The 6939-nt window shown below is 49.8% G+C and carries 7 protein-coding genes and 1 pseudogene; all 8 read right to left on the minus strand.

Annotation, left to right across the window (positions count from 1 at the left end):
• Nucleotides 1–2287: F-type conjugative transfer protein TrbC (trbC, locus tag QRY16_RS21175; RefSeq protein WP_289777961.1), on the minus strand; the 2287-nt coding region annotated here is incomplete at its 3' end.
• Nucleotides 2288–2297: 10 nt separating this feature from the next.
• On the minus strand, nucleotides 2298–3362 hold the full coding sequence (locus tag QRY16_RS21180) for a DsbC family protein (RefSeq protein WP_289777962.1): 1065 nt from the start codon (nucleotides 3360–3362) through the stop codon (nucleotides 2298–2300).
• Nucleotides 3363–3366: 4 nt separating this feature from the next.
• On the minus strand, nucleotides 3367–4650 hold the full coding sequence (locus tag QRY16_RS21185; RefSeq protein ID WP_289777963.1) for a secretion/conjugation apparatus DotM-related subunit: 1284 nt from the start codon (nucleotides 4648–4650) through the stop codon (nucleotides 3367–3369).
• A 90-nt stretch (nucleotides 4651–4740) separates the two neighbouring features.
• Nucleotides 4741–5121: a hypothetical protein gene (locus tag QRY16_RS21190; protein ID WP_289777964.1), complete on the minus strand. Its 381-nt coding sequence runs from the start codon at nucleotides 5119–5121 to the stop codon at nucleotides 4741–4743.
• A gap of 165 nt (nucleotides 5122–5286) precedes the next feature.
• Nucleotides 5287–6015, minus strand: a complete 729-nt coding sequence (locus QRY16_RS21195; protein ID WP_157961015.1) for a hypothetical protein — start codon at nucleotides 6013–6015, stop codon at nucleotides 5287–5289.
• Nucleotides 6016–6038: 23 nt separating this feature from the next.
• The gene (locus tag QRY16_RS21200) at nucleotides 6039–6326 is read right to left on the minus strand and encodes a type II toxin-antitoxin system RelE family toxin (protein ID WP_289777965.1); all 288 of its coding nucleotides are present in this window, start codon (nucleotides 6324–6326) and stop codon (nucleotides 6039–6041) included.
• Nucleotides 6323–6574 carry a type II toxin-antitoxin system Phd/YefM family antitoxin gene (locus QRY16_RS21205; RefSeq protein ID WP_112290503.1) on the minus strand — a complete coding sequence of 84 codons (252 nt, stop codon included), beginning with the start codon at nucleotides 6572–6574 and terminating at the stop codon, nucleotides 6323–6325. The genes QRY16_RS21200 and QRY16_RS21205 overlap by 4 nt, the downstream gene beginning before the upstream one ends.
• A gap of 106 nt (nucleotides 6575–6680) precedes the next feature.
• Nucleotides 6681–6939 (minus strand): annotated as a pseudogene (locus QRY16_RS21210) (DotA/TraY family protein); the annotation flags it as partial.

A 6939-nucleotide genomic window follows, 5' to 3' on the forward strand; every position in this document is an offset into this window, starting at 1 on the left:
GTTCAGTCGTGTCATCGAAATCACCAGCAAAAGACTGGTCTGCCAGAGTTTCATAGTAAGAATTCTGACTATCGTAATGTGCTGTTGGCGTCGATGGTGCCCTTTGTGTTTGGCTAGATTCGGGGGATCCCTGGACGCTGGTATTATTCTGGTGTGCTTCTTCAATCCGTTTCTTCGATATGCGGATATTTTCCTGCTCTTTCAGCCAGCGATAGCGTCCTCCCGTTTCTTTCAGCGCATCGATGGCGGTTTCAAACAACAAAATCCCCCGTTCTTCAGGGGTGTAGATCACGTCATCGCGGTTATCGAGATCGGCAGCCAGGGTGGTGAGAGCCATCAGGGTTTTATCAGCTATGCGGGCATTCAGCTGGCTGTTCCACTCCCCAGGAACGGTAGAGCGGCAGATATCCAGGATATGAGAGACACGTTCCTGAGAGACGGGACGCCGGCGTGCAGCTGCAGGCAGTTCACGGCAAAGGTCACTGAAGTCGGGACGCCGAATAGGTACATACCGGTTAATTTTCACATTCAGCTTTGAGATTTTTTCATCATCAGGGATGTATATCGAATTACTACGTATCTGCTGGTCTTCAAATACGATGATGCCTTCGCCGGATTTTAAAGCCTTTAGTTCCGACAGTTGGATATTGTCCCGATCGCGGAATTCCACTCTATCGACGTCCTGATAGCTCCCCATACCTGTGCGATCCATCGTTCTTTGCTCAGCGTACTGGCCTGTACCACCGACGGCCCGGATCATCTTCAACGTGTCCTCCGTATCTTCGGTTTTCATGAAGTGTTTGGTGCCCAGGTTGGCATTCACGGAATGTACCTCCTTACCGTGTTTAAGCATGGCCTGAATATCCTGTGCCAGGATAACCAACATGTAACGCAGGCTTCGCATTTGTGCGGCCAGCTTGGCCAGACCCGGGGCAAAGTAATAACCCACCTCATCGCAGATGAGCATGAAGGGAAATTTACTGGCAAACTTTTTGACCGTGAGTGTGTGTTCCGGCGACCCCTCTATTTTGTTGCCCAGGTCTTTAGCGATGTTCATCCGGATATCAGAGATATACAGCTTACCGAGCGTAGCCGCTTCGTTATCAGACAGCTCCAGTGCCGGAATAAGGACAACTAGGGTGCGATCGTTGTGCAGTATATCCTGCATATCGATGTCGCCGCCGCCTTTCGGAAAAACGTGGCCATAAGTATCGTTAAACATGCTGAGCATTCGGGTGAACTGTTGGATAAGGTAGCCATGTTGATCCAGTGCGCCCTGCGCCCAGTCGGATGGACGATTTATCAGCTTCATGTCGAAGCCGGCGAGGTTAGCCAGATAGTTCTCCATTGGCTTGTAACCTTCTTCATGCCACCCGTCGTTGAGTGCTTCCCGATACAGGCCAACGAATTTCACTAGTGGAAGATAAGACTGGATAACAGCCTGTGTCAGCAGGATGTTATCGCGGGCACGCTTATAGCACAGAGCGTAAATAAGGGCGTTCATCATGGCGCGCGCTTTGTCTTTCCAGCCTTCATCGCTGCCATTGCCTGCCGGCAACAAAGATTCCATCAGTTGAATGATGAACGTCGGGCTGCCGTAGGCGAACGGGTTAGTGCTGTTTGACTGGGGAGGGGATTTATCCCCGAGCATCAGTTTTTTAAACCGGTCATCGTTGCCGGTGATGAAATTCAGCACGTGCCAGTCGTCTTCCTGCCCGAACCGTCTGGCCATCGACCAGGTAGCTACTGCGAGATCAATCTGTGCCTTCCCGTCGGAAATACAACAGCCACGGGTCATACACAGTGAGTTCAGGTAAAGAGAGTAGAGCGTTTCTGTTTTCCCACCGCCGGTGGTGGCCATGATTTGCATGTGACGGAGAGCATCAGAGGTTTCAAGCCACAGCTCCTTTCCCCGGTCACGACCACGGCCAACGCCGAGACACAATGTACCGGCCGCTTCCCCACGGACAATCTTAGGCAGATTCAGGTTCAGCAGCGGTATGTTCCAGCTCAGTTCGCGTTCAGTAGACAAATCAAATCCACCCACGTCCATCGGGATACGCAGCGGTAAACGAAAGCGCTGATCGCTGAACGCGACCAGCAGGATAATGCTAAGAGGCAGGGACAACAGGAGTGTTGCCGGCCATATCACACCGAAAAAGAGGGAAAACACCAGTAGAAACTGCACCGTGAACGGTGCCAGCATTATCCTTTCGGCGAGTCTCCCCTGCACCTGCCGGCTTATGAGCTGATTTTCTACCGGGCCGTGACGTCCTTTTAAATCCATTAGTCGCTCCTCATTGCGCGCTGTTAAGGAAAGTCTGCAGCGCGGCATCGCTGGTCATTGCCTGCAGTGGGATCATGCGGCCGTCATCACTGATAACGGTCGGAGTGCCCGGGAGGTGATAAAGCTCAAAAGCCATATCATTACGCGCCAAAGCGTTCTGACCCGCTTCGCAGGAAGCTGGCAGCGACTCTGACTTCGCGGTTGGGTTCAGCATGCCGGCGCCAATATCAAAAATGCTGCGCCACATATCGGCGCGTTTATCTGCAGGCGCACACAATAAAGGAACAACTTGCTCTGCAGTGCGGGCTTTACCTATCAGCGTTACCGGGAATATTTCCACGTTGTATTGCGCAGAAAGTGCCTGCACGGTTGGTTCGAATATCCTGCAGTTAGGGCATTCTGGATCAGAAAAAATATAAAGGGTTCTCGGATGGCCAGAGGATAGCCGGATGGTGAATTCCTGCTTTGCGGCACCGTTCTTCAGTCGAGTGGCCAGCATGTGACGCGCTTCGGCCGCCTCTTCGGGGGATAGCGAAACTCGTTGCGCAGGCGTATTCACTGCAGCCGCTGAAGATGTGCTGACGGATTCGGTTCGGGTTGGCATCACTACAGACGGCGGCAGAAGTGTACTTGCTGCTGATTCAGTGGTTTTCACTGGAGACTGAAACGCGGGCACTGGAACCGGTGGCCGTGTCGGGTGAGGGGTGTTAATGAGCCACGACGCCCATGCACCCGCCAGAAAGATAAACATGACGCCAGGAATGAGCCAGTGGCCTCCTCTTTTGTATAGCGGTTTCACTCTGGTTTCGTTCATGGCCATACGCTGCAACGCATCTGCTGTGGTGTTCATTATGTTGCTGGCAAGCTCAGGGTCGTCGGTGGTAAAGAGCCTGGCGAAGCCGTTGCAGGACTGCCGCATCCAGATCGTGTACTGACCAGCATCCTGCTCAAGCGTTAGCTGATAACGATCGTCTAAAGGGCGATGCAGATTAAACAAGCTACGGCCGTTCAGTCGTACCTGCAGATGTTGTCCATGAATTTCGGTCGAGGTTTCGTTAACAATTTGTTCTGACATGGGATTATCTCATTTTAGGGCGAAAGGAATGTACGTGGCGGTGAACGTGTTGCTCATCAGAATGTGTACCCGACTGCGTCGGGTTGTCTTCGTCGTCATCGTCCTCTTCTTCATCATCAACAGGTCGCATGGGCGGTGGCGTGTCATCGACCACTGCCCCGATATTTCTCAGGTCTGTTTCCAGCCCATCAAGGGCGAGTGACATGATGGGTTTGCTCAGTTTGACGCGATATCGGGCGGCCAGTTTTTCCCAGTGGGATTGACTGATCACCCCGGCACCTTCAACGAACGGCCAGGGGCGACCGGTGGACGCCAGTGTGTACCAGAGCGTGCGGTCGAGTCCTTTCAGCCAGCGGTATCGGCGGATAGGAAGGTGGAGGTCGTTATCATGCAATGCGGCGATAGCGGTGCGGACATAACCGTATTGCCTGATCCAGGATTGCGCGGCTGGCGTTATGGCTACTTTTCGAAATGCTTTATCTGCCAGTGACAGGTTGGGATAGCCGATTTTGTTTCGGTACTTGCGGTCTGATTTCAGCGTGGAGCGGTTTAGCGCATCCAGCAGCTGCTCTGCCTCTTTGCGTTTGTCCAGAAAGTGCTGCAGGCCAAATATGGCGAACATGGCACGTTCATGGTCACTGAAGTGCTTAAACTCAGGGGGTAACTGGCCCTGTTTCGCAACATCGCCATTCTCATGAGGTAATGGCTCACCAAGTTGAGCAATAAACTTCTGCTCAGCCAGCTCCCGGCGAAGGCGGCGGTTAACCACCAATTTGTGCTCTATAGCAAATTCATCTGGGGCCTGTGCGCTGCGGTGTTCTTCCGGATCCACATTCAGCAGCTGCGTCTTCTTATCGCCATAGGTCAGAGCCGGCACGATGGCCGGAGAAAATGACGCCATGATGCGGGGAAGTGAGTGAATGGAAATATTCCGGCGGGTCCGGCTCACCTGATGGCGGCGAACGGATATGGTGCCGATAACAACAAGCGGGAGCAGGGCAATCAGCAGGATGCCTGCCGTTACATCCATGACTGAGAAGAATTCAGACCAGGATACTGCCTCCGCATTGTTGTGGGTTGAAGCCAGAAGATTAATACGCCAGGCTGCGTCAGCATGGAAGCGGGGGAAATCTGCCAGAATCCACAGCCAGTAGAGCAAGGTAGTGGTGCATTCAATGGTGAGCTGCCGGAAAAACAGGGCTGCGACCATCAGAGTAATAAACAGGCCGACAGCGGCCATTGTCCAGTCATTACCTGACTGGACGTCATTGCGAATGGGTTGCGCCATAGGGAATAGCCTTAGACTTATGAGGGGCGAGTCGGGGAGGGGGAAATACTTTCTTTCTGCTTTCTCTGTTTGGCCATCGCTTCAGTGAAGTTATGAGCAAACATGGTTGGCATTTCGTAACAGTTTTTCACCCCGGACAGTAAGCCTAAACTCATACCTATCGTTGCAGTGGCATGGTGTATTCGGGCAGCAGCGAAGGGTAAATACTTCTACCAGTCCTAGCTCCTCTAATATCCGAGCAGCATCTAAAGCCTGTTCGTATACACTATCGAACCCACTGCTCCCGCCAATACCATCCATTGATTCTAATGACGCGCGAATGCCATATTGGCGAAAAAGATGAAACCATTTGCCGCTGAAACGCCACTGAATGCGACCCTGTTGAATATCCCAGGGCTCTCTTGCGATAGAACGCAAGGCCATGAACTGATCGTTGTTCAGACGTGTTGCTTCGTCATGGGGCGTACTCATGAATTTTTGCCTCGTATCATATTGAAGATGTCATCATTCACACGGCTCTAAATTCAGCTTTACTGAACCCGAATGAATGTTCTGGTGGTGTTGCGGATGCAAAAGAAGAGGCACCCTGAAAAGGGTGCCTCGGAGTCGGTACTGTGGGTTACAGCAGAAGGGAAATTAGTTTGGCGGCAGGATCAGGTTCAGCCCCTGCTCGTCAGCAATACGTTTTGCCTGGTGTTCAACGTAACCGGGTACGTTGTTCTCATATGTCCAGGTTTGGTTACGCATGGCATTGATTTTTTCATACAGCTGGCTGGCTTTACCAGTAGATATAGCGATAGATGGTAGATCAGGTATGCCGGTGTAAATTCTTAAGGTATTACCTTCCACTTCAATCGATTTCCAGTCATACATACCGAAACCCATTACGCGGATATCTTTAGGGTAAATAAAACTTGTAACACTGGTTCCCGTGTGAGAAATGAAAATTATCGTTCCTCTTTTTGTGTCAAGAGAAAAGTAATGAGTTCCAATTTTTGAGCTTACAATATTTGATGCCAATGGAACGGATAACTCCAGATCTCTAAAGAATCGTGTAAAGGCTGATATGTTCTTTCTGGCTTTTGTTATCCAAGTGATAATCCATATGAGGTTTATAATTAATAGTGGGGTGAAAATAACCACCCATGCTTCTTCTGGATGGCGGAAGTAATTACTAAATAAAAAACCTGAACGATAAGGGTTGTAGGCAACTGATGGGTAACTATCGTACAGAAAAGATATAATCCCAAAAGAACCAAACCACAGTGACAATGGAATTCCAGCAAATATGTTAGATAAAAATAGAAGCCTGCATGTTTTTATTTTTAGTGTGGGGGATGATGTATCAATATATTTTACAGTCATATATATATCTTCCTGATATTGTTTTATCTGATGCGTTTGCTTGCTAGATTGTACACTTCATTGTGCTCTCGTTTACCAACAGCGACCACGGCAATAATCAACTCATCGTTAATTATCTGATATACCAGTCTGAAACCTGATGCCCGAAGTTTAATCTTGTAGCAGTCTGGCAGGTTACGCAGCCTAGCCGAGGGAATATGCGGGTTCTCAATGCATTTTTTCAACTTCTTAGCAAACTGCTGTTGTATAGACTTATCAAGGTTGTTCCACTCCTTAAGCGCATCTGTTCTGAACTTAACTTTGTAGCTCATAAATAGCTATCCAGATCGACATCGTGCAGTGCCTGCTCTGAGCGTTGTTTGATAAGAGCGGCTAACTCCTGGTCGTCAATATACTCCAGCATTTGTTCATACAACTCTGCCGGTACGCAGTAAAAAGCTGGTTGGTTACGATTGAGGATGGCCACCGGATACCCGTCGCCAGCGCTAACCGTTGCCATAGGATTTGTTTTTAGTTCAGTGATGCTGGCAGTCGTGTTGCTATGAATGATGTTAGGCATAAAACCTCTGGATTGAAAACCACTTAATAGGTTCTATTTTACCATCAAAAAACCTATTAACAAGTTCTTTGATGGTGTTTTGCCCAGTTTCATTAGAAGAAAGAAGCTATTTAAAGCCGTCAGCATCACCTGCAGGCTTGTTTTGATCCATTTTCTTAATTCCAGGAGTATGGCCTGCTTTACCACCAAATCCGGCAAACATGTTGCGGGCAGACTCTACTGCACCTTTCATCATTTGCGCAGCTTCTCGGCCACCAAGCCAGGCGATGACATAGTCTGGCAGGTAAGCCTGAAGGCTGAATGCCGAAGATACCAACGTAGTACAGAGGCGTTCATAAATCATTAAAATACCGAGGATGCTTGCC

The organism is Mixta mediterraneensis, assembly GCF_030283135.1.
Lineage (GTDB): Bacteria > Pseudomonadota > Gammaproteobacteria > Enterobacterales > Enterobacteriaceae > Pantoea > Pantoea mediterraneensis.

Excerpts from the sequence above, each read along its gene's own strand:
- QRY16_RS21180 (WP_289777962.1), bottom strand. The coding sequence starts at position 3,362 with ATGTCAGAACAAATTGTTAACGAAACCTCGACCGAAATTCATGGACAA.
- QRY16_RS21185 (WP_289777963.1), bottom strand. The coding sequence starts at position 4,650 with ATGGCGCAACCCATTCGCAATGACGTCCAGTCAGGTAATGACTGGACA.
- QRY16_RS21190 (WP_289777964.1), bottom strand. The coding sequence starts at position 5,121 with ATGAGTACGCCCCATGACGAAGCAACACGTCTGAACAACGATCAGTTC.
- QRY16_RS21195 (WP_157961015.1), bottom strand. The coding sequence starts at position 6,015 with ATGACTGTAAAATATATTGATACATCATCCCCCACACTAAAAATAAAA.
- QRY16_RS21200 (WP_289777965.1), bottom strand. The coding sequence starts at position 6,326 with ATGAGCTACAAAGTTAAGTTCAGAACAGATGCGCTTAAGGAGTGGAAC.
- QRY16_RS21205 (WP_112290503.1), bottom strand. The coding sequence starts at position 6,574 with ATGCCTAACATCATTCATAGCAACACGACTGCCAGCATCACTGAACTA.